The organism is Sulfidibacter corallicola (genome assembly GCF_017498545.1).
In the GTDB taxonomy this organism is placed as follows: domain Bacteria; phylum Acidobacteriota; class Holophagae; order Acanthopleuribacterales; family Acanthopleuribacteraceae; genus Sulfidibacter; species Sulfidibacter corallicola.
Genome location: NZ_CP071793.1, coordinates 7,354,564 through 7,377,398 on the forward strand (window position 1 = coordinate 7,354,564; position 22,835 = coordinate 7,377,398).

Consider the following 22,835-nt stretch of genomic DNA (forward strand, 5'->3'; position numbering starts at 1 on the left):
AGCAAGAAACGCCATACCTGGTTTCTGGCGAAGGGTCATGGGTCATTCTCCTGAAAAATGGAACATGAACCCATGAAGGTTGGAAACCAGGAAAAGATGGGCATTTGGTGGCACACCATGTCCATTCTTTCCTGGTTTCAATTTTTCCTGGTTTCCTGATAAAGATTCGACGGTGGTAAGACCCCTCTCTGGTTGAATGCACACCAACTCGTCTCTAGAGCGCGAGGCGAGAGAATCACCTCTTCGCGAATATCCTCAAAATTGCCAACGCTCTGAATCCTTCCGCAGTCGACCTGGGGAATAAACCGGGCTTCAATGCTTCCCATTCCGCTTTTCAATTTGAATAAAACGGAAATGCGGGTACAGGGAGGCGCCGACCCTTCAGGGTGGTGTCCAGCTCTGCATTTGTTGAAGGCAGTTCAGAGGCTCCTGTGGCTGCACGCGCGGGAAATCGTTCAGCTCGGATGTTGTCCTCCTTCCGTGATACGGCTGCTTTGGCTCTCTAAATCCCGACGGTCGCGGATACGAGTGTCTTGACACTCTACTTACTAGTTGGTAGAGTGGGTGAAAGGAGGAGCAACGATGCCGGATCGAAAAACGGAAATACTGACCCGAACTCTCGAACTCGTTCAAACCATAGGGTTTAATGCACTAAGCTATCAGCATTTATCCAATCGTTTAGGGATCAGCAAGGCGAGCATCCATCACCACTTCTCCAAAAAAGAAGACTTGTGCCAGGCCGTGCTCTCCATGATGAAGGCAGGTTTGGAGGGCTTCTCTGAAGCTGTTTTGAGCAGTGAGGGATCTGCCGTTCTAAAGCTTGATCAATTCTTTGCTCACTCTATTGAAAATTGCGATAAGGCAATAATATGTCCGGTGACTTCTCTGTTGTCTGATCGAGACAAGTTGTCTCAGGAGAATCTATCTGCCTTGAAAGAAATTACCGATCTCGAAGTTGATACTATGGCTGAGATCATCCGGCAAGGACAACAAGAAGCCGTATTCAAAGTATCTGGGGATCCGCATGCACTCGCGTCCATGGTTTTAAGTGCCTCGAAGGGGGCGATGGCTTACTCGAGGGTGAAGGGCTCGGGATTCGGCAGGCAAGTTCATTCACGCTTGAAAGCGATGTTAATTGGTTGAAGCCTTTTGAAAATGGAGATTTGAAAATGAAAAATAAAATAGCGTACTATTTTTCGACGGGTGCCTTTTCCCTTATGGCGCTGGGTGGCTCGTTTATGTATTTGTCCATGAGTGATGTGGTTGTCCATTCGTTCAGTAGTGAACTCGTCGATGGCTTTAATGCTCTTGGCTTTCCAGCTTGGCTGATTATTCCAATGGGGATCGCCAAATTGTTGGGTGTTGTGGCCCTTTGGGCACCGCTTCCCAAGCTCATCAGGGAGTGGGCCTATGCAGGCTTTTTCTTTAACTCCCTTCTTGCAATCGGGGCTCATGTTTTTAATCCAATCAACCCTAACGATACTGAGTTTGGCGGGGCAGTTGTCGCTCTGATTTTGATTCTCGTTTCTCGAATCACGCTGCATGTGAAGGAGCTGAAATAAAAGGTATTTCGTTTGATGCGGGAACATGGGTTGGTCGCCATCCGACCGGTGACTGCGCCTGCCATACGGCCGTGATGGATCGACAGGGCCTCACTGCGCCTGCACGACGAATCTCTCGGTCTATGGGCACTCCAAACCTATTCGTTTCAAAGGAGAGCCACGAACAAACGGGGCGGGTGCCCAGCTCGATCTCGAGAAAGAAACGCCATACCTGGTTTCTGGCGCAGGGCCATGGGTCATTCTCCTGAAACATGAAGCAGAAACCCATGAAGGTTGGAAGCCAGGAAAGGATGGGCATTTGGTGGCGAACCATGTCCATCCTTTCCTGGTTTCAATTTTTCCTGGTTTCCTGATAAGGATTCGACGGTGGTAAGACCCCTCTCAGGTTGAACGCACCAATTCGTTTCAAGAGAGCCACGAACAAGCGGGCAATCCCGTTCGATTTCGGGAAAGAAACAACGCGAAGTGAGCCGGTTCGGAAAGCCCGTACGTGCGTAAGAGACGTAAAGCCTGTAGGTGGAGCAGCTTGCTCCACCATTCGAAGTGACCTAGCATGGATTGAAATCAATCATCGAGAGACCTAGAGGCTCGACTTACCTGCTTCGCTCTTTTACCACCCGATCTTGCGAAGCCTGGGCCGCTCCGAAGTGTCGGCCGAGCCGGCCAACTTACTGCCGCGCCGACCCTCGAAGCGTGCGGGAACTCCTCGGATGGATCACTTCGAAAAGTTCATCGGGCCGATGAACCCACCTGGCACGATGAATCTCTCGACATTCGGGCACTCCGAGCAACATTGCTTCAAATGAGCGAGGCGAGAGAAATATCTCCCATTTCGAGGGAGATACCTGCAAGGCCAGCATCTATCAATACCTTTTGAGAGAAAGCGGGGCAATTCAGGGAGCGTATCCCGCTCGAAAAAGGTCAAGCTCCCCACTTGAGTCAAAACACCCTCGGATTTCGCACTAGAAATTGACGGTTGGCTATTGCCAACGAATGCCAAAACGAGGAGAGGGTGCACATGGCTGACAAATGGGAATTCTACCGTGATCGAGCGGGAGAGTGGCGCTGGCGCCGGATTGCTCCCAATGGGAACATTGTTGGTGCCTCCAGTGAGGGCTACTCGAATAAGAGCAATTGCATCGAAAATACACGGCGCCATGGATATGGCGGGGCTTCAGATAAAGGGGCCAGGGATCGCTGGGAGTTTTACACGGATCGTTCCGGGAAGTGGCGCTGGCGCCGAATCGCTCCCAATGGGGAAGTCGTAGGCGCAGCAACCGAAGGCTACTCCAACAAACCTGATTGTGAGTCAAACGCAATCCGGAATGGGTACCATTAAAAAGATATGAGCCCGTTAAGCGCTGAAGACTGCCACGTGAATGTCTGCTTCGTTGACTGAAAGTAGCCAGTGTAAGGTGAACCTTGAACAGGCAATTTCACCACTCGAGTTTGGACCTAATTTGTGACCTGGTGATAGGACCTGCTCGCAGTTTACTCATACACCGTGATCAACAATTTTTTTTTCAAAATGTTAGAAACTAAAACCTATCAGAAGGTGGCACACCGGCGAATGGCGCCATGATCACGGAAGGACCAGGAACGATCGGGGCGACGTTGCGGTACACCCCGATCTCCATGGTCGGACGGCCACGTCGGGTCAGTGGCCGACCGAAACCGCGCGCGCCATCGAAGGCTGGCGCATCAGGTTGAACAGGAACGTGGTCCCGGCGATCAGGCTTCCATCCTCGGCCACGGCCGTGAGCGAGCTGTTCGCGGGCAAGGGCGTGTCGGGGAACAAGTCGACCAGCAGGATTGCGGTCGGCCGATTCCCCTCCAACACCAGCTCGCGCGTATTCAGCGGTGATTGTTGGTCGTCGTACAGGGTGAGCGTCACGCGGGTGACGTCCTCGGTTGATTCACCCGCCACCAGCGCGATGGCGCCGATTTGATCGCCTGGCAGGTAGCCGAACACGAGTTCCGAGGTCAGCGAGGCGGTGAGCGGTGCCGTCGTTTGGGATGGCGACATGCCGCCGGACACTTCCTCCGTGTTGAAGGTCAGGAAAGAGGCCTCCACCGGGAGGTCGGTGTGCAGGTACAGCGCGTAGCCACTCAGGCCCGGGAACAAGGTGTCCGCCTGCCAGGTGGCGACCGCCAAGGCGTTCACGGTCACCATCCGCTCGCGGGTCTCGCCCTGCTGGTCCACGGCGCGAACCAGGATGTCGCCCGTTCGCGTACCCTGGTTGAAGATCGCGATGCGGCTGGTCCATTGGTCGTTGTGCACCACCCAGGGTACCACCGCGCGAAGCGGATGCGTCGGCTGCGCGACCGCGAACGTGTCGGTGCTGCGATACAAGCGATTTTGAGGATCCAAGGCGACCAGTGTCCCGTCATGGGCGGCCAGGCTCGCCAATTCCCCTTCGAACGCGTTGACGTGGTGGGTCCAGTTTAGGAGATCCTCGCTGGCGTACAGATCGCCGGAGGACGCGGCCAGGAGGTAGGACGATCCGGTCCAGGTCAAGGAGCGGGTCATGGCGAGGCGGTCGACGGTCCGGAACAACCACGATTGACCGTCGTCGAGGCTGATCAAGACGTCGCCGCCAGGGCTGGTGACCACCCATTTTCCATCCCGGTACAGAGCACGCACGGGTTGGAAATATCGTTGCTCGGGATAATCGAATAAACGCTCCCAGGCGATGCCGTCCTCGCTGACGGCCACGCCAGCGGTGTCGAAGCCGAAGAACCGGCCGCCCTGGAAGGCCATGGCCAGAAACTCTTGGCGGTCGTCCGACACCTGAATCCAATCCTCGGCGTCGGTCGCGGACCACACCCGTCCCGCGCTGTCGAGGGCCAAGGACCGATCCTCACCGCGGACCAATTGGGCGATGTCGAAATCCAAGGCCTCGTGAGTTTCCCAGTTCAGGCCGTCCTCACTCGAATGATAGGAACGACCGTTCAAGATCGCGAAATCGCGTCCGGTCCACAGGAGGTCGAGCTGGCTCGATGAAACCGAAACGAAGGTGGTTGTCCAGTCGCGGCCGTTTTCGCTGGCTGCGATGCGCCCCAGCTCATCGACGACGACGAAGACGCCATTGCCTTCCGCCATTTCCACGATTTCCCAGGAATGGGTGGATACGCGGCATGTCCACTGGTCACCATCGGCGCTGTACCACGTCGAGCCGTCGGAACCGCCGGCGATGAAGCGGCCCCCGAACCAGGTCACGCCGGTCAACACGTTGGGCACCGCCGAACCGCATTGCGATTGCCGTGCATGGGCGGCCCAGTTCATCCCGTCGGCGCTCTTCAAGACCTGATTGGCATCGGTGACGATCAGCCATTGGGAGCCGTTCCGGGCCATGCCGGTCAAACTCCCGGTCGACAGGGAACTCAGGTTCTGCCAGGTATCGCCGTCGTCGCTGATGCGCAATCTTCCCTCGGGAAATCCCGCATAGAAGCGGCCCTCGAAGCTCTCCAGGAACAAGGGGTTGTCGGACCAACGCTGGCCGTCGTCGCCTCGTTGCCAGGTGTGCCCATCGGTCGTGATCCGCGGCGGCGCGTTCTTGGACGCGAACACCAAAACCGTTCCGTTGAAATGCAGGCGAGCTCTGTAGGAATCGATGAAGAGATCGTCGAATCCGATTTTTTCCCAGTGAATGCCGTCCGAACTGCGCGCCAGATCGCCGGGGACCACGCACCACCAGGAACCAAAGGCCCAGACCGGGCTTCCCGCTCTCAACAATTCGGTCGGGTATGGTTGCCATTGAAGGCCTTGCTGGCCGTCGACACCATGCCACACCACCGAACTCCCGGTGGTCGCCAGCAATTGGGTGCCGTTGTCGGCGATGCCGGTCACCGAGTAGAGCTCACCCTCGAGCAGGTTTTGCCAGGTGTCGCCGTCCGCACTGGTCGCCAGGATGCCCGTGCTGCTCGCTTCGAAGAGGCTCGCCCCTCCGGCCGAAAGCAACGTTTCGCCGCGGATGTGGAAACGGGCCACGTTGAAGGGACTGCCGGATGGGGTCCAGCCGCCGAAAGACGGCCACCCGCTCGTGACGAGAACCAGAATACACAGGCGGAAAAGGATGAGGGGACGGCTCGACAACGAGAGCCGTCTTGGGGATTGCCTATCGATTAATCGTCTCATTGTTGGACCTCCAGGGAAATCGCGGCGGCCATCGAGGGTTGCCGATTGTCGTTGAACACGAAGGTCGTGCCGGTGATGGGGGCGCCGTCTTGGGCGGTCGCCATCACGGTCCAGTGGCCCTCGGGGTCGCTCGGCCCGATCCAGTGGGTGGGGAAAGGAATCGCGGTCGGCTGGTTGCCCTCCAGATGGACCTCACCGGTTTCGATGGTGACGCCATCCTTGAAATACTCCAGCACGACGGGCGTACGGGTGGCGCCGAGTTCGGGGCAGACCAAGACCAGGGCCGCGTGCCCGTCGGTGGGCAGGTAACCGAAAAGGGCCCGGGAGCTCAGGGACTCGACGGAAACCGCGGTCGCTTGGGACGGAGACGAACCACCGGACAGGGCCTCGCGGTTGAAGGTGATGTAGGAGGCGGTGACGTTCGTTCCGTCGCCGATCAGGAACAGGCTGTACCCGGTCATGTCACCGAACAGCTCGTTCCCGGTGTAGGCCCGAACCGCCTGGCTCGGCAGCGTCAGCTCGATGTCGCGGGTCTGGCCGTCCTGGTCCACGGCCCGCAAAACCAACTCTTTGGGGAATTCGTCGGCATTGAAGAAGGTCACGCGGCTAGACCACTGATCGTTGTTGACGATCCAGGGCAGCACGATGGCCGCCGGATCCGAAACCGGCACCTCCACTTCGGGTTGCCACTGTCCGGTCGCCAATTTACCAAACTGATCGAGGGCGATGGTGGCAGAGGGGGTCGTGAACAGGGCGTGGGGTTGGAACGGCAGCTCAGGCGAGGGGACCTCGGTCCAGGTGCGGCCGTTCTCGCTGATGAAGGTCCCGCTGTCGGCCAGCATCAGGAAGGTGTCGCCGAACAGGTCCAAGGAGCGAATGGCGTCGCCCGAGAGGTGACCGGGTCGATAACTGTCCGCCCAGTGAATGCCATCCACGGAGGCCATCAATCGGTCGGTTCCCTCGATGCTCAAGTGGAGCCGTTCATTGGTCACGGGAAACACGGGAACGGGACCAGTCCGTCGTTTCGCGAGCCAGACGTCTTCTTCTTCGCGCACCCTGAATTCCGAGGTGGAGATGGCTGCGATTCGGTCATCATGACTTACCAGGCCGACGCGTTGGTCAGACGTGAAAAGGGTCGTGGAAAACAGGGTTTCTTGTCGCGTCAGATTCATCGCATCGTCGAGGACGTGGAGAGCGCCCAGCCTGTCGAGAATCCAAAATCGATTTTGGGCGTAGGTGATCGAAATCAGGTCGCGTTTGGTGCCCAGGTGGTGCGGCTCCCAAACTTCGCCGTCAGGGGAACTGAAGGCCCGGCCATAGGAGGAGACCGCCACGTAACGGCTGCCACTCCAGGCCACGTCGAAGAATGCGTAGTCGTCCAGGGCGGGGGGAGGAAGCGTTTTGTACCAACGAACGCCATCGGTCGTATTCAGCAGCGCGTTTCCGAGGAAAAACAAGCGGGAACCCAGACGTTTGGATAGGTGTCGTCCAGAGCGCAGGCGAGGGGCCGCCTGTAACCACCGAATGCCGTCCATACTGGTCAGCATGTGACCCGCTGCGGTCGGGAGCCAAAGACGTCCGCCCGCAACCATGAGGGTCAGGTTCGGTCGGTGCGGCTGGCCGGTGACTTCGTCCATTGGCGCGGAAATCCGTTGCCAATCGCGTCCGTCATCACTCACCATCGTGCCCGCTTGGTTCAACTCCACATACCGGGTTCCATCCCACGCCAGGCCGACCGGATCCTGAATCACGTTCGTTTCGAACGTGGTCCAGGTGAGACCGTCGGCACTCGTGGCCGCATGCCCGTCCGTCCCGCGCAACAGGAATTCCGTCCCGGTCCATACGGCGTACAGCCAATCGGTTCGGGGTTCTCGAAGGGCCTCGATGTCCGGTGTCCAACCGTTGGCTTCGTCGTAGGCATGTACCTCGTTGCGGGAGATCACCAGAAACCGCTCACCGTTGCCGACCAGCTTCAGGTCGTCGGTGGTTCGCTCCACGGAATGGTCGATGAGTTCCTGCCAGACCTGGCCCGTGGCATCGGACAAGAAAATTTGATGGTCGAAGGTACCCGTGATGGCGATCAAACGGGTGCCATCCCACAAGAGATGGGTCGCCGTGGTCGGCGATTCAGGCACGGGCTGCCAAGATCTGCCATCGCTGCTGGTGTGCATGCCTCCGGCACCTGCGGCGACATAGCGTTGCCCGGTCCAGACGACGGCGATCGGCGTGTGCTCGGACAGGGCGACGCCGGCCCAGTGCCATCCGTCTGCACTGAACCAGAATCCGCCGTTGTTGTTCACCGAATTCCCGCAGGCGACGAACCCCGGGTCACCATGGGCGATGCCGTGAAAGTCTCCCTCGAGCAGGGACGTGGTCCATGTATCGCGGGCGAACAGGCCGTTGGAACCGGCAACGATCAGCATCGCGAGAAGTGCGACATATCGAATTCGGTGGGCGAGGCGGGGTCCGGTTCCCGGTTGGGGGATGTTGCCCGCGTTGCGTGACCAACCCGAGTTGGGGTTGGAAGGGTGAGCGTCTCCGGATGGAGGGCGAACCTCGGTTCGCGGAAGGAGAATTGCCATGAAACATACCTTTTGGTCTTACAGCCCGAAGGCCATGAATTTGACGCGTCATTCGGCTCGGCGTGGCGATTTGAGGAAATCACCCGAAAGTCGTTGGGCTCGTCGAACTTGTTTGATGCCCACGAGCAAAAGAGCGCGAAGTCACGATGACCTTCGTCTCTTTTCCCAGGGCCTAGCGGCACACGCTCGCGCTCTGTCAATGAAAAGCGCAATTTTTTCGGCGAAAGGGTCAATGGGTTCGAGAGAGATCGGGTGTGGATGTCGTCCTCTCAGGCAGGTCGTCCTCGCCCTTCGCATCGACCCCCAATCCGGGCCCATCCAGCCCGGGGGCCCGCGCTCCAGTCGTAGGCAAATCCTTGGGGATTTGATAAGGTAGGCCATCCGACGTTTTTTTATGATGTGTGTTTCGATTACCATAGGATGGCTTCCATGCTCTTGAGCTTTGACTGGGTGACCTCGATCCGGGCAATGGCCGTGACGGCCTGTTTTCTATTACTTTCCTGCGGACCGACCGACTCCGCCAAAAAAGAAGATGTTAAGGACGATTCCCGCCCGCGCCAGGCCCAAGCTGCGCCGGCGCGCGCCGTCATTCTCGCCATCAACGATGTCTATCGCATCGAAGGGGCCGCGGACGGAACCCTCGGGGGGCTGGCACGGGTTCGGACGTTGCGTCGTCAATTGAACGATGGTGGTGATCCGGTTTTGGTGTTGCACGCCGGAGACGCCCTCGCACCCGCGCTGATGAGCAAAAAATTCAACGGCGGAGAGCAGATGATCGACGTGCTCAACCTGCTGGACGGCGATGGCGAGGCTTTCGACCCCCACATGGTGATGACGTTCGGCAATCACGAGTTCGACCTGAAGACGGCCGAACTCCTCGACGCCCGGGTGGAGCAGTCGCAATTCACCTGGCTGGACACCAACATCGACTGGGCCGACGGAGAAGCGGGCGAGGAAGTCGTGGCTGCCGATCACCTGGTCAAGACCCACCGGGTCGAAATGGGTGGCCTGACCATCGGCCTGTTTTCGCTGACCACCGACGAAGCCCACCCAGAATACATTGCGGAATTCGGGGACCTGAGTGCCACCGCCCGCACCACGGTCGCCCATCTACGCGGATCCGGTTGTGACGTGGTGGTCGGCCTCACCCACCTGCGCGTCTCCCAGGACCAGGCGCTGCTCGAGGAGCTGGGTGCCGAAGGTCCCGACCTGATCGTCGGCGGCCACGACCACGTGGCGGTGGAGCGCAATGTCGACGGACGTTGGCTGGTCAAGGCCGATGCCGATGCGCTTTCGGCACGGGTGATCGAGTTGGAACGCGATGCCGGCACCCTCAAGATCAAACAACGCCTGGTTCGGTTGGGCGCGGAAGGGCTCGACGTCCTCGATCCCACCGTCGACGAGCGCGTCCAGTCCTGGCTGAAACGCTTCGATCCCGACGGCGCCTTGGCCGAACCGGTCGGCGTCACCCAGGTCGAACTCAACGCCGAAGAACTCACCATCCGGCGCTACGAGACGAATCTGGGCAGTTGGGTCGCCGATCAGATGCGCGACGCCATCAAGGGCAAGCCCGCCCAAATCGCCCTGGTCAATTCCGGCAGCCTGCGCCTCAACGACGTGATCCCGCCAGGAAACGTTACGCGCGGACACTTGAAGGAACTCCTGCCCTACGCCACCGATCTGGTGATGGTCTCGTTGACCGGTGCCGATATCGATCGGGCCCTCCAACACAGCGTGTCGGACTGGAACGCCAGCGGGCACTTTCTGCAGGTCAGCGGTCTCAAGTTCGACCACCTCGTCGCCGAGAGCAAGGCCGCCAACATCCACTACCGCGATGGCGATGCCTGGGTGCCGCTCGATCCGGCGGCGACCTACAGCGTCATGCTGTCCGGGTATATCGCGGGTGGCAAGGACGGCTATCCGCATTTCGCCGAGGCCAAGCGCCTGGGTGAAGGTGGCGATTTGGAAAAATTGCTCATGGCGAGACTGAAGGTCGCCGGGAAAGCGGGCATCGCGCCCAAGGTCATGGGCCGCATTCAGACCATCGAATAGCATGCGAAACCGGGCGACCCCTGGACTGGGCTCGTGTGGCGACCGGCACCGGTCGCTTCACCGGGATGATCGGCACCAGGCATCCAGGTGGCTGAGGGTTTTGGGGTTCCGCTTCGGTTATGGGGATTGACAAACCGGGGGTGACCTACCTACAGTTTCAGGTTTACTCCCGGTTTTGGTTTCAGCTCGACACGAGTGCGGGTGGCATCACGACGCCCCGCCAATGGGTTCCGGAAGGTGCGCTGCCTATATCCACGGCGCGCCTCGGCCAGCGAGTTCTGCGATGCCGCCTTCGAGCGAGGGGGTTCGTTCCCGTTCCCGGTCTCTCCCAAGCCAACCTGCCGAGGTCCATCGGTGCCTCGGATGAATCACGACACTTAATATAGAGGGTGGATCTCGTGAAGTACGTCAAGCGTTCAATCTCTGCCAATCTCCGCCGTGGTCGCCAATCGCGCGCGACCCATTATTTGTTCTGGGTTCTGGGCGCCCTGCTGTGGTGCGCGTCGGGTTCGGGTCTCGCCCTTGCCGGCGATGCCGCCGCCAAGGTCGCCGCGGGTCCCATGTTGGGACATGTAGACATCGTCGAAGCCACCATTTGGCTGCAGACGCGCGTTCCGGCCCGCGTCTCGATTCGTTACCGGGCCGAGGGCGGCCAGTCGCTGACCTCCGCGTCGGTCGAAACCGAGCCGGAAACCTATCACACGGCCCACGTTCGCCTGCCAAACCTCAAAGAGAATACCGAGTACAGCTATCAGGTCCTGGTGGACGGCGAGGAGATCTCCCAGAGCCATCGTTTCAAGACCCAGGCAAATTGGAAGTGGCGGCGCCACCCGCCCGACTTCCGCTTCGCGTTAGGCTCCTGTTACTTCAACAACGAGAAGGAGTTCGATCGCGATGGCAAACCCTACGGCGACAAGTTCCACATTTTCGACAACATCGCCGCCCAGAAACCGGACTTCATGATCTGGATGGGGGACAACACCTACTTCCGCGAGTCGGACTTCTTTTCGGTGACCCGTCTCAACCGCCGCATGGCCCGCGATCGCGGCATGCCCTTCCTGCAAAAGCTCCTGGCCAGCACGGCCCATTACGCCACTTGGGATGACCACGACTTCGGTCCCGACGACGGCGACCGCTCCTACCAACTCAAGGACGAAACCCTGCGGATGTTCAAGCTCTACTGGGCCAACCCGGCTTACGGTTTGCCGGAGGCCAAGGGGGTTTTCGGCAAATTCGAGTGGGCCGATTGCGAATTTTTTCTGTTGGACGACCGCTATCACCGAGCGCCCCACCGCGATCCGGATCCCGACAAACCCTACCTCGGGCCGGTTCAGCTCCAGTGGCTGAAGGATCAATTGATCACCAGCCGCGCCACCTTCAAATTCATCGTCAACGGCAATCAGGTGGTCAATACCTACAGCCGTCACGAGAGTTACTACCTGTACCGCACGGAGCACCAGAACCTGATGAACTGGTTGAACGACCACGCCATCGAAGGTGTCGTGTTCCTTTCCGGTGATCGCCACTACTCCGAGCTGCTCAAGATGGAACGCCCCGGCAGCTATCCGTTCTACGAGTTCACCAGTTCGCCGCTGACCAGCGGTACCATTTACGGAATGGGCGATGAGGCCGACAACCACATGCGGGTGCCGGGCGCGCTGCTCACCGACGACCGCAACTTCGGCATCGTCGAAATCACCGGCGAGGGACAGAAGAACCGCGTGCTGACGTTCAAGTCGTACGACTCCGAGGGCAAGCTTCGGTTCGAGCACCAGGTCAAGCGATCCGATCTCGAGATCAAGAAGCGGAAGAGAATGCCGCCCAAGTTCCCCTCCATCCCCAAAAAGAAAAAGAAGTGATCGATGGCCGGGGGGCCATGGCGCCCTCCACGAAAAAGGCCCCCGAGGGAAGATCCCACGGGGGCCGGTTCGGTGGGTGACCGAACGGCTGCGATGCCGGTCGATCACCTCTATCTGCTCGTTCTGGAACGGATTATTGAGTCGGGAGGTTTTTGCCCCATCTCCATTTGGCTTTGAAGGTGCCGGTCGCGTGGCCCTTCTTCTCGATGATCCAATTTTTTTCGTTGGTGATACCCTTCCACATGCCGTTGACCAACGCCTCCGCAAAGGCATCGTCGTCGAGGGTCTCAATGGATTCTTCGAAAGTGTAGAGCTCGACAAGGTGGCCGTCCTCTCGAATGGTGAAGATGGCATTCCGTGAGGGGCGGTAGTACAGTTCGATGGACGTGGCGTCGACAGGCACGATGATGGCGTTGTGTTCATCCCACATGGCCGCGACTTTTCCTCCTCGGAATTCCACTTTGATCAGGTGATCTCCCGGTAGAAAGTCTACGGAGGTGTTTTTCAGCATATCGAAATACCAGTCGAGCGTCTGTTTTTCCGCTTCACCCCACACTTCATTCCACACGAAACTCGAGATGACAAAGTACAGAAACGAATGTTGGGGAATACTGGTGGCACCCTTTCCGGCTGCGATGGCCATGCCCACCATATTGTTCACCCCGGTGAGGGCCTCGTTGTAGGCTTGGCCGTAGTTGTTGTGTATCTTACTCACCATTCCGGCTAGGCTCGGTGAAAAGATGTGGATTTCTTGAGTTTCGAGGGCCAGCCATTCGAGAGCTTTCACATTCGTGATGCGACGTGCTTGTTTTTTCTTGTCCTTTTTCTGGCTCGTCAACCCATCGGGATCGATGCGGTTGACCGGATTGTTACGAGCGTATTGGTAGAGGTTGTGGCTTATCGGGGTCAGGCCGAAATCCCGGGCCGGATCGGGCCGCGTGAAGGCGAAGTGGAACGGCGCGTAGGAGCGCTTCATCATGTACACCAAGCCGGCGGCTGGATCGTTGGCGTGGCCGGTAAAACCGCCTTCACCACTTCGGATTCCACCGGAGGGCATGGCTTCCCCGAACGGCGTATAGCCGTACGCCTGGTGTTGTTTCGACTGGTCGATGGTGTACACCACGCTGCCCAGGTAATCGCTGAACAGCAGGCGGTGCCCTGCGGTTTCGTCGGTTGCGCTTTCGAACACCCGCTCCCCGTTGAATTGGACGTAGGCCTTCCAATGGTTTTCGCTACCTTCGCCCGTCACGAATGCTTCCGCGGTTTGCTCCTGCACCCGGAAACTGTAGGTGGTTCGATTCGTGGTCGTGACACGGACCCGATTCCCGAAGGGATCGTAGACCGCCTGTTGCACGGGCGAGCCGTCCTGATCGGTGACGAGCACCAGCCGGTCCAAGGCGTCGTACCGGTAGCGGTAGGTGCCGTCGTCCAACAGGTTCCCGTTGGGACTGTACCGGTGACCTTCGAGGCGATTGTCGACGTAGGCCGGCGAGGAGCCGCCGCCATAGTCGAAACTGTCGATGCCACTCAACGAGGACGTGCGCTGCAGCATGTTGCCGAAGGCATCGTAGCCGTAGTCGATGGATTCCTGGCCGAGCTGGAAACGGGTCAACTGGCCGAATGTGTCGTAGGTGAACGTGCTCGCGACGGGGCCGTTGCCATCGGTTTGGGTCTGGTAACCCGTCAAATGGCCGCGCAGGTCGTAGGCCATCGCATCGGTGACGTGATGCGCCCACAGGGTTTCCCGTTGGGACCAGGTCCCGGTGGCGCGCAGGTCCCGGCCGACGGGGCGACCGAAGGTGTCGTTGCGGTAGAAGACGTCCGCGAAGCGGGTGCCGAAGGCGCCCTTGTAACGGAAGTGTCGTACCCCACCGTCGCGGCCGTAGCCGTTTTGACCCAGGGCCGCCATCTCGATCACGGCTTCCGCGATGGGGATGGATTGGCTGCCGGACTCCAAAAAGGCGGCCATGTGGTTGCCGATCTGGTCGAAGGTCCAGGATTGGGCGCGCCCGGAAGGCATGGTCAGGCGCTTCAGGTTGCCGAAGGCGTCGTACTCCATGGCGAATCTACCGTGCAGGGTCGTGGCGGGGTTGTAGTCGGGAACACTGTCTCCGCGGGTTCCTCCGGCCGCGTCCGGCTCGGGAAAATGGGCGCTGAGGTAGAGTCGCACGTCTTCGCCCTCATCGTAGGGGCACATGCCGTTGTTGGAAGTTGCACAGAACGTCGATTCGACCTCTACGTCGACTCGACCCTGGTAGGCGGCCTGCCAATCACAGGCGATGCGAATGGGAAACCCGTTCATCGGGAAGCTGGCCAAGGTCATCGACCTGCCGTCGATTTGGATATGGTCTCCATAGGCCAAGCCCGCATAGTAGGCCGCGTCCCAGGAGAAGGGGCCTTCGCCCAGGGTCAGGGTCCCGTTGAGTGCCTGGTTCTCGCCGTGCAGGTCCCGAAGCGTCGTCGTCAGGCGGTCGTCACCATTTTCGGCCGAACCGAAATCGAGGACCGCGTCGTCATAGGCCAGCCGATCGGTCACCACGAAGGATACCGGCATGGTCAGGGTCGGAGTGTTGAAGAAGGCGTCGCGGGTCTGGCCACTCGCTGGATCGTAACTGCCGTAGTAGGAGCGAGCGATCGGTTCCAGGGTTACGCTGCCACGCGTGACGCCCATATGGGCCCAGGTGATCCAGCCCTGGAGGGGGAACGCGTGGCTTTTAGCCAAACCGGCGCCGCCCGTGACCTTCCATTCGAAACTGGATGCGGTATCGAAGAAGTCGTCGAATTCGGACGAGAAGGTGACCTGGTATTGCACCCAGTCGGCGTGTCGGGAGGCCAAAAAGATGTTGGGGTCCACCGTGTTGTAGGTGTGTTGGCCCAACATGTGGGACTGGAAACGCAACTCCGAGAGCGGGTTGCCTTGGGTGTCCACGAATTCGGTCGGGGCTGCGACAGAAGAATCCAGAACCCGAACCGACACACTGAAGTAGGAACGGCCGACCGGGATGTCGTCGGGATCGCCGGGACCGTCGTAGCCGTTCACGACCACGATGGAATCGAGCCGCACGTTGTTGGTGAACGTGGCTTCGCCAGGCTCACCCTCGTACCGGAGGTAGACCTTCAGATAATTGGATGGTGCGACCAGAAGCCCCTGGAACCATCCTGGCCGGCTTTCCCCGTTGAAATCGATGCTTTCCCGGTGCTCGATGACGTGACTGGGTCCCAAAAGGGTCCAGGGGCCCGAAACCATGATGGAACCGCGGATGGAATTGTCGGCAAGGGGATTGCGGACCCAGAGTTCGATCACGTCACCGCGCATCAGGGTACCCAGATCCAGGTGGTGCGCCAGCAAGGTGTCGTCATCGGGTCGCGTCAGGAACATCTTGCCGATATCGGCGGCCTCGCCGGCCAGAGGGATTTCGAAGGTTTGCGGACCACGCAGATCCTGCGCGTAGTGAATGCGCAGCAAGCCCTCGCGGCGACCGGTGGTTCCATTGGGATGGAACTGGACCCGCATCGTGTGTCCCCAGGCGCCGTAACTGTAGGGCAGCGTATTGGCGAAGGTTCCCGTACCGTTGTCGATCACGCCCCCAAAACTGAAGTATTGGCTGGTGCCTGCCTGAACCTGCCCGTTTACCACGTCGTGAACGGTAATCTGTAGGTCGGATATGGGGATGGACGAGGTTTCGGTGCCGTTGTTGATGCGCCGGGTTTGGCTGACCGTTCCGTGGGGTTCGCCAGTCCCGCCGAAATCGATCGAATCCGTGGCGAGCAACAAGGTGCCTCGGGTCTTTTCCTCGTCGATGCAGGCCAGGGTGTAGCCGGGCAGTGCCGTACTTCGCGGTCCGTCGACCGTGCCGACGGCGAAGGTTTCCTCGGTGTAATGACCACAGAAGCTCGGATCGTCGTAGGTGAAACGGGTGACGAGGATGCCGTTCTCGTCGGTCCTGTTCTGGCCATGGGGTAGGGGGGCATCGGCCAGCTCGAGAAAACCGTCTCTCTTTCGGCGGACGAACACGGGTTGATTGGGCTGTGGCGGGACCGTGCGGATTTCGAGACGAACGATGTCGCCCAGTCGATATTGGGGGAAGGAGCTGTCGTTGCGGGTGGCGTAGACCCGGAAATCAGGGGAATCGCCGTCGCCGGGGCCGATGTCCAGGGATTCGGTCCGCCAGGATGTCCAGGTCGGGGTCCCGCCGTTGTCGCGATAGCCCCGGACGCGCCAGGAGTAGGCCTGCTCCTCGATCAACATGGGCCAGGGAATTTCGGCCCGATTCTCGGTCAGGCCGAATTGCGACCAGAGCAGGGCGCCATTTTCCAGCAGCTCCAGATCATAGGTCCAGCCGGCACCCATCGAGGCCCAGATAAAATGTGTCTGGCTTCCTTTGGTCACACTGCCGTTGGGCCTCAGTCCGACCGGCCCTTCCGGCTGCCGGGGAATGAGCACGTCGAGCGTGCTGGGCCGGTTGGCGGTGTCGTAGCCGAATTGGTAGGTCACACCCTCGGCCGTCGTGGCACTTGCCAGGAGATCGTTGGTGGGATCGTAATGGTATTCCCGCAGGGGGGTCACCTGGGGTTCGATCTGTTCCAACCCGATATTGCGGTCCGCGTTGTCGTAGAGGAACCGAGTCGTGTGTTCCGGGGTGGTGCGGCTTGCCAGACGGCCGTAGCCGTCGTAATGGTAGACGATGTCGCCTTCGATTTCGGGATGGCGCTCCCACTGGATGCGGCCCAGGAGGTCGCGGGCTACGGTACGGACCTGGCCCTCGTCGCAGTAGGGTCGCGTTTGGGTTTCGATGCCGGTGCCGGTCTGGGTGTGACTGTAGCAGACGAAATCCTGAACGGCGCCCATGTTCCTGCCCGTCCTGACCAGGCGACCGAGAGGATCCGTCTCGGAATAGGTGGTTTCGAAGTCCAGGTCTCCCGGTTGTTTGGATACCCGCTCGGTGACGACGGTGTGTCCCTCCGGCGTCATGTCGTACGTCGTTTCGGCGTACTTGTGAACCGCGCCCTGGTCATCCAGAAGCAGGATCTCGCGCTCTCGGCCGAAGACGTCCTTCGAAACCAGGACCTCACCGCCGTAGGCGTTGCGGCTCTTTACCAGTTCCGCTCCTTCGTACAGCTTTTCGTCGGCGCGTTTCCATAGGTCGTGGCCGTGCGAGACCAGGGTGTCGCGATACTGCTCGCGACCGAATCGGTCGAGCACCTGGGTGGTGGCCGAGCCGGCGCCTTCCTGGACCTGTTTGCTGAAAATATTGCCGTTGAGGATGTCGGTCGGACTCGGGTAGATGTGGCGCAGGGGCTCCACGGCGTCGGGAGACTCCCAGAGCGGGCGGCCGACGTCGTCGTAGGTGTAGGTCACGGCGGTGCCGTTCTGAACCACGCGAACCGGTCGACCCAACGCATCGAATTGGGTTTCGGTTTCGAGGGGTGAATCGCTGGTGCGTTCGGTGTCCACCTTACCGTCGGGTCGGTTGATTTTGCCGGGTCGACCGAAACGGTAGTCGCTGTAGATCGTGGCTCGGTGGGGAGGCACGGTGAGACTCGAGGCGGTCTGGGGGTTGTAATCGACGAGGGCCTCCGCCGCGAGGTAGGTGAAGCCGGTGGCATCGGTTTCATAGTCATAAACGAAGTTGATCGATTGGTTTTGCGAGGCGTCCGAAAACAACCGTTTCCAGACCGGAAAGCCCTGGGCGTCGTAGCCATGGCGAATGCGGGTCTGGTCGAAACGGGCCAGGCTGTTTTTGTCGAAGCTCCACCGCGAGGCCTCCTCGCTGACCAGTCCGAGCAGGAACCGCTGGGCTTTCGGATCGGCGAGGTAGGGATCCTGACTGGTGTCGCGCGGCACGATTTCGAAGCGACCCTCGAAGGTGCGCTCCACGTGAACCACCTTCTTCACGGGGTTCATCTGGGGGTCGTAGATGACACGGGATTGCAAGGTCGGCTGGTAGAGGGAAGCGACGGGTTTGACGTAACCGTCTCCGCCGAAAACATCGGATGGGTATTCCTGGTAGACGACGTGGGAAAAGCCGTCTTCGCCGCGGCTCGCATATCCGTACAGGAAGGGGCCGATGGTCGCGCGCCCGGTCTCGCGGTGGCCGCCGATCGTGTAGTACTGCGTGTTCTTGGTGGGGTCCAGTTCGCGGTAGGCCCATTCCTGCCAGTATTCCGAGGCTTCGCGCTGGTTGGCGGATCCGGCGAGGACACGACGATAGTGGACGTTGCGTTGGCTCAACAGCTTGCCGATCAAACGCGATTGGTTCTCCAAGGTCGGTGCCTCGTCTCCCGGCATGGCGAAGTACAGTTCGTTCGTGGCGAGAAGCGCTTGGCCCACCTGGTTGTAGGAGCCGATCGTCACTTTCAGGAAATCACTGCGGGCGTCGATGGGTTCGTCCTCGGTGAAGACCCGGTACATCTTGCCGTCGTGGGGTCCCTGATCGAGGAACGGGGTGTAGGTCACCACCATGTGCACGTCGGCGTAGTCGATGGTGCTCACCCTCAATTGGTTGTTCATGCGCACCAGGGGTTCCCAGCAATGTTCACCGCGACAATCGTAGGTGGCCCGTTTGAAGCAGGACCAGGGAATGCCCTGCTGTTCGCCGTCGGCAAACTGAAGCCGAACGCCCGCATCGGTGCGACCGTCTCGGAACTGACCGGTTTCGGGCACGATGGTCGTCAGGAGGTGGACGCCGAAACGCGTTTGGGGCTGGGGAAAAGTCGCCGGCTGCCCCGTGCCGCATTCGGTCAGGTTGGTGACCTCATAGGTTTGGTAGCCGAGCGTGGTCTTGAAGGCCGAACTTCCGTAAGGGTCCTGGGCGATGTTCCAGGGGCGGTTCACTTCCTCCAGAATGTAAAATCGCTTTTGCGACAAGCCGCCATTCGTCATGGAGACCTCGTCCAGATCGCGCGCCGCGTAGCTGAACGTCGCCATTACCCTGTCCACGCCGCCGCCTTTGTAGCGGACCTCGGACACCAACAGGTCGAGCGGGTGGCCCTGGCCACCGAAATCGCGCCAACCCAATTCGAAGTGGTGAACGCGCTCGTGATCGTAGATGCGGTGGACCCGCCAATCTGCCAGCTCGTAGGTTTGGTGGCCGTCGTTCTGGTCCGAACAGAATTGGCGAGTGTTCGCCGGGCCGCCCTGGTACTCGAGATGTATTTTGCGGCCACGGGCGTCGACCACTTCGATCGGAAGCCACATTTCGGGTCGGACCGGGTTGAATACCGAATAGCGTGAGGCCAGATCGCTGTACCACTCGTCCATCCGCGCATCCGCCAGTTTGGCGTAGGTGATTTTGCTGCCGTCGGGGTTCAGCATGACGTAGTTGCCGTACCGGCAGCCCTCGTCGGCCGAATCGCACGGCCCCGTCGGGCACATCTCGCGCACGATGCGGCGCAGGCTCTCGTCCACGAAGTAGCGATCCTTGACGGCCAGGCCGTCCGTCCATCCTTCATTGCCGTAGTGGTCCACGAAATAGCGGTCTTTGCTGAACGGCGTAACCCGGCCGCCATCGATTTCCGCGATGGCTTCGAAGCCGTAGCTGGTCGGACCATGGTAGTAATGGGGCATGACCAATAAAAAGCCATGACCCAGGTGCCAGTCCTTGCCCAAATTGCCCTGGTGACTGAGGGCGTCGGCCCAATGGCCTTCCGCCTGGAATCGCTTCATGCGGTTGGGTGCCTTGTAGGTCGGTGTCAGGGTCAATTCACCGGCCTGAATCCCGTCCAGTTGGGCGGTGACCATGCCCGTGTAGTAGTTGATGTCGAAATAGGGAATCTCGACGCCTGCGCCGACCGAGGCGCTGTCGGTCTGAAGACTGTCGACGGCCACATCGGCGTAATCAGTACCGGCGGCCCTCAATAGTGGGCCGGAAAAGTAGGTGGCGAGAGTCGCCAAGATCAGGATCGAATGTTTCAAAGAATTCCTCCAGTAAAGTTGCCTTCACCGCGACAATCGTATGGAGGAGCGGAAAACCGCCATGCAGCGCTCGATTTTTTCGGAACGGTTTTCTGAATCGTTTAAACTTGTTTAATTCTAAGTGGGTACGCTGGAATCTGATCGACGAGAAAAATCATGGGGATGGTGGGTGGATCAACTCAGCGCCGATCCCGCGCACGTTGCGAGGCAGTTCGTTGATCCGGCACCAGTTGGAAGCGGGCGACCTCGTCGGGTCCCAACAATGCCTGCGCCGCTTGCCTGGCCGACGCGGCTTCGTCGGCGCGGCCGAACAGGGACAGCGCTTCCGCACGGCGCAGGTGAAACAGGCCGCGCAACAGCGGTTCCTGGTAGGGCGCCGCGTCGAGGAACCGGTCCATCTCGGCGGCGACCCGTTCGAACGCGGCCTCGCGTCCGTCCTTGGCCAAGAGCAGCATGAGAAACGGGACGTGCCAGGCTGCCGCGGCGCTGCCGCTCTGGGAGCGGACGATGTTCAACCGGTTCTGGTAGTCCTGGGAGGAGATCTCGCGAAAACGGCCCTCGGCGATCCGCATCCAGTGTCGGTATAGACCGAACCAGGCGTCTCGAAAGTCGTTTCTCGCCTGCGACTCCATTTGTGAGAGCCAGTGTGCGGCCAGGGGGTAGTCCATTTTTCCGTAGGCCAATCCGAACCGCGCGTTGAAGTACATGGAATAGAGTTCCGAGTTGATCGGCCATTGGTCGAGAACGTCCCCCGCACGGTTCAACAGCGCATCGGCCTGCTCGTAGTCTCGCGCGATGACCCGGATTCCCGCCTGTTGCATCAAGAGGTGCGCCTCGGCGGCATGGGGGATGACCACCTTCGCTTGGTGGTGGGCGATGGCCTCCACGACATGTTGGTCGGCCAGGTCCAGACAGCCAAGGGACAGGTAGAGTCGAGAGAGCGTCAGGTGGCAGTGAAGCAGGAGCTGGGTGTCGTCCAGCCGTTCGCCAAGGGCCAGGAGCTCGTGCAGCATCCTGCGGGCCGATGTGTCGTTGTCGGTGAGCATGTAAAAACTGGCCAAGTGGAGATCGGCGAGGGGGAAAGGTTGGCGGGGCTCCGTCATGCGCTCCATTTCGGCGACGGCTTCGAAGAATCGGTTTTGGTTGTGGAACGCGAGCGCACGGAAATACCGGATGTGGTCCATCGCGTATGGCGGTCGTGAAGTCAGTCGCGGCAACGCGTCCGCCAATTCGTCCAAGGCCTGTTTCATGGCCTCGATGTTCCCGGCGGCGTACAGGACCTCGATGCGCCTGAGGTACATCTCGAAGGAAGGATCTTCCGAGATCACCATGTCTGTCGCGGCCAGGGCCGAGTCGTGATTGCCGACGGCCAGGTTGACATCGATCAGCGTGCGCAACAGATCCAGGCGGCCTTCCTCGGGCAGTTCGGCATCGAGGTCCAACCGGCGATGGGCGTCCTCGATGAACGAAGCCACGGTCAGCTCGCCGATTTGTCGATGAGGACCGGCATCGGTGAACAGGGAGACCATGAATCGCTGGTGTGCCTCTGCTTTCTTTTGAGCCGCCAGCGCGGCGTCCCGTTCGCGTGCGATCGCCCGTGCCTCGTGCCGTTGGGCGACGTAGACGTAGCTCGGGAAGAAGAGCAGGAAACCGGAGGCCAGTGCCACGATGGTGGTCCGCGCCTTGTGGACCAGGGCGCTGCGGATCAGGCGGGTCCAGCGGGATTCGCGCATCCCCACCGGTGGCTGGCTCTCGTTCAGTCGGGCTACGTCGCGCAGCAGGGCCTCCACCGTCGGATAGCGCCGATCGGGATCGGGTTCGGTGGCCCTGGCCAGAATGGTCTGGAGGAATTGGCGCTTCTGGCGCTCCAGAAACGAGTGCGCCCTCGACGGGCCTCCGCGCTTGCGTCGATCCAGCATGCGTTCCATGACCTTGCCAAGCGCGTACACGTCCAGTCGCACGTCCACCAGGCCGCCGTTCTCGATCGCCTCGGGCGCCAGAAAACCCTGGGTCCCGAAAAGGACGCGGGAGACCTGGTCGCGCTGGAGGAATTTGCCCAGACCGAAATCGATGACCTTGATCCGGGTACCGTCCTCGTCCTTGACCAGAATGTTGCCGGGCTTCAAATCACAGTGCACGACGCCCTTTCCGTGGGCGAAGGCGATGGTGCGCAGGACTTCCGCGAACAGGTCGACGACCTGGTCGAAGTTCAGGTCCTGGTTGCGGACGAAGGTGTCGATGTGGGTGCCCTCGACGTATTCCATCGCCACGTAGGGCCGACCGTCCTCGGTCGTCCCGGTGTCGTAGTAATGGCAAATGCCCTCGTGGGTGAACGATGCCAGAATTTGACGCTCTCGCTCGAAATCGGATAGGGCGGGGGCGAAGGTGGCGCGAGGCAGCTTGAGGGCCACCCGGCGGTGCACGGGCCCCTGTTTGTGGGCCAGGTACACGTCGGACAGCCCGCCGGACCCGATTTTTCGCTCGATGTCGTAGCCGGGTACCGCGATGGGGCGATCGACCCAACGGAAACCGGTGACCAATTCGATCTCGCGGTTCGATGCCAAGGCCTGGCCGAGGCGATCGGCCGCGTCACCTTCGAGGCCCAGCCATTCGCCGGCGACGCGGGCATCCAGCGGCTCGCCGTCGGCGACCGCTTCGAAATAGGCATCCAGTTCGCGCAACCGCGCTTCGTCGCGTTCCTTGTGAGGACTCACCGGATTTCCTTTC

At 60.1% G+C, this 22,835-nt stretch carries 9 protein-coding genes; 5 read left to right on the forward strand and 4 right to left on the reverse strand.

What is annotated here, in order from left to right; all coding sequences use genetic code 11:
• The first annotated feature begins 582 nt into the window (after window positions 1-582).
• From J3U87_RS22685 to J3U87_RS35340, 3 genes are all read left to right on the forward strand, one after another.
• Window positions 583-1,143 (forward strand): TetR/AcrR family transcriptional regulator, encoded by a 561-nt coding sequence (locus J3U87_RS22685; RefSeq protein WP_237378056.1) that lies wholly within the window; start codon window positions 583-585, stop codon window positions 1,141-1,143.
• A 26-nt stretch (window positions 1,144-1,169) separates the two neighbouring features.
• Window positions 1,170-1,562, forward strand: a complete 393-nt coding sequence (locus J3U87_RS22690; RefSeq protein WP_237378057.1) for a DoxX family protein — start codon at window positions 1,170-1,172, stop codon at window positions 1,560-1,562.
• A 1,018-nt stretch (window positions 1,563-2,580) separates the two neighbouring features.
• Complete coding sequence (locus tag J3U87_RS35340; protein ID WP_420038221.1) at window positions 2,581-2,901, forward strand: YegP family protein; 321 nt, start codon at window positions 2,581-2,583, stop codon at window positions 2,899-2,901.
• A 318-nt stretch (window positions 2,902-3,219) separates the two neighbouring features.
• Here the strand turns inward: J3U87_RS35340 and J3U87_RS22695 are convergent, their stop codons facing one another.
• Together J3U87_RS22695 and J3U87_RS22700 are read right to left on the reverse strand one after the other, a co-directional pair.
• Window positions 3,220-5,700 carry a beta propeller repeat protein gene (locus J3U87_RS22695; RefSeq protein ID WP_237378058.1) on the reverse strand — a complete coding sequence of 827 codons (2,481 nt, stop codon included), beginning with the start codon at window positions 5,698-5,700 and terminating at the stop codon, window positions 3,220-3,222.
• A complete protein-coding gene (locus tag J3U87_RS22700) occupies window positions 5,697-8,282 on the reverse strand; it encodes a WD40/YVTN/BNR-like repeat-containing protein (RefSeq protein ID WP_237378059.1) in 2,586 nt (861 codons plus the stop codon). The genes J3U87_RS22695 and J3U87_RS22700 overlap by 4 nt, the downstream gene beginning before the upstream one ends.
• A 429-nt stretch (window positions 8,283-8,711) precedes the next feature.
• On the opposite strand from J3U87_RS22700, the gene J3U87_RS22705 reads away from it, so the two are divergent.
• Both J3U87_RS22705 and J3U87_RS22710 read left to right on the forward strand, forming a co-directional pair.
• Entirely contained in the window at window positions 8,712-10,334 is a 1,623-nt protein-coding gene (locus J3U87_RS22705) for a bifunctional metallophosphatase/5'-nucleotidase (protein WP_237378060.1), read from the forward strand.
• 398 nt (window positions 10,335-10,732) lie between these two features.
• Window positions 10,733-12,193: an alkaline phosphatase D family protein gene (locus J3U87_RS22710; RefSeq protein WP_237378061.1), complete on the forward strand. Its 1,461-nt coding sequence runs from the start codon at window positions 10,733-10,735 to the stop codon at window positions 12,191-12,193.
• A gap of 133 nt (window positions 12,194-12,326) precedes the next feature.
• Here the strand turns inward: J3U87_RS22710 and J3U87_RS22715 are convergent, their stop codons facing one another.
• Window positions 12,327-20,108: an RHS repeat domain-containing protein gene (locus J3U87_RS22715; RefSeq protein WP_237378062.1), complete on the reverse strand. Its 7,782-nt coding sequence runs from the start codon at window positions 20,106-20,108 to the stop codon at window positions 12,327-12,329.
• 179 nt (window positions 20,109-20,287) lie between these two features.
• Window positions 20,288-22,822, reverse strand: coding sequence for a serine/threonine-protein kinase (locus tag J3U87_RS22720; RefSeq protein WP_237378063.1), 2,535 nt, complete (start codon window positions 22,820-22,822; stop codon window positions 20,288-20,290).
• Window positions 22,823-22,835 lie beyond the last annotated feature (13 nt).